This is a genomic window from Paraburkholderia sp. BR10923 (assembly GCF_040948765.1).
In the GTDB taxonomy this organism is placed as follows: Bacteria; Pseudomonadota; Gammaproteobacteria; order Burkholderiales; family Burkholderiaceae; genus Paraburkholderia; species Paraburkholderia youngii.
In genome coordinates this window covers 1-1,026 of sequence record NZ_JBFPKO010000125.1, presented here as the reverse complement: position 1 = coordinate 1,026, position 1,026 = coordinate 1, and the positions used below count along the sequence as shown (strand labels likewise).

The 1,026-nt window shown below is 62.6% G+C and carries 2 protein-coding genes; both read right to left on the bottom strand.

Annotated features, from left to right (window positions below):
* Position 1 precedes the first annotated feature (1 nt).
* Positions 2–409 (bottom strand): Hsp20/alpha crystallin family protein, encoded by a 408-nt coding sequence (locus AB3X94_RS41700; RefSeq protein WP_368614457.1) that lies wholly within the window; start codon positions 407–409, stop codon positions 2–4.
* Positions 410–436: 27 nt separating this feature from the next.
* Positions 437–880 (bottom strand): Hsp20/alpha crystallin family protein, encoded by a 444-nt coding sequence (locus AB3X94_RS41695; protein WP_368614456.1) that lies wholly within the window; start codon positions 878–880, stop codon positions 437–439.
* Between the last annotated feature and the right edge of the window lie 146 nt (positions 881–1,026).

Genomic DNA, 1,026 nt, shown 5'->3' with positions numbered 1-1,026 from the left:
TTCAGTCGGTACGCACCTCGATCCGGTGCGGTCGCGCTTCGTCGCGGCGCGGTATCGTCAGCTTCAATACGCCGTCCTTCAGATTGGCTTCGATTTTCGACGCATCGAAGTCGGCGTTCATCGAGAACGCCCGCGCGAAGTGAGGCTGACGGATCTCCGCATGCTGCAGACGCAGTTCCGCCGGTGTCGGCACCATCGCCTCTGCTTCGATGTACAGGTTGCCATCGTGGACCTTGACGTCCAGCCGCTCCCTGGTCACGCCCGGAAGATCCGCCCACAGCGTGATGCCGTGGCTGTCCTCGAAGATGTCTACCGGCGGTGTCAACGTGATCCGGCGTTGCGACGCATCACCGTCGCGCTGGGCCACCGCCGTTTGGTCCTTTCTGGCGAGTTCAGTCGTGTCGTTCATGATGTCCTCCGTAGTTCTGCCAGCCGCTCACTGAACGGTGATCGCCCGCGGCTTTGACGCCTCGCTTTTGCCGATGCTCACCATCAGGCATCCATTGGTGTACCGCGCGCTGACCTTGCCAGGGTCCGCGTTTTGCGGGAGCTCGACCACGCGCCGGAACGTGCCCACGAATCGCTCCTGTGCATAGGTGCGCACATCGTCGCCGCGGGTTTCCGGTTGCGAGCTCGCGCGCTCGCCGCTGATGGTCAGCAACCCCTTGTCTAGCGATACGTCGAGCTTGGCCGGATCGACTCCCGGCGCGAACGCGACGATCTCGATCGAGTCGTCGGTCGAACCGATGTTGATCTGCGGGAAGGCGCCAGCGCGGCCAGAACGGATACTGGAAGGGAAGCCGCCGAAGAGGCTCGCCATCTGCCGTTGCAGACGGTCGAACTCACTGAACAGGTCGGCTCCGAAGTAAAGGTCACTCATGATCGTTTCCTCCTTCGATGCAGCACGGAAACGAACCGGCCTACGCGCTCCAGTCCGTCTGCCGGGCTGCGGCAAACAAATCGAAACACGCAGCGCGCCGCATGGCCGGCGCGACTGCCTGAGCGGAATTTAGAATAGTATGCACG

Excerpts from the sequence above, each read along its gene's own strand:
- AB3X94_RS41700 (WP_368614457.1), bottom strand. The coding sequence starts at position 409 with ATGAACGACACGACTGAACTCGCCAGAAAGGACCAAACGGCGGTGGCC.
- AB3X94_RS41695 (WP_368614456.1), bottom strand. The coding sequence starts at position 880 with ATGAGTGACCTTTACTTCGGAGCCGACCTGTTCAGTGAGTTCGACCGT.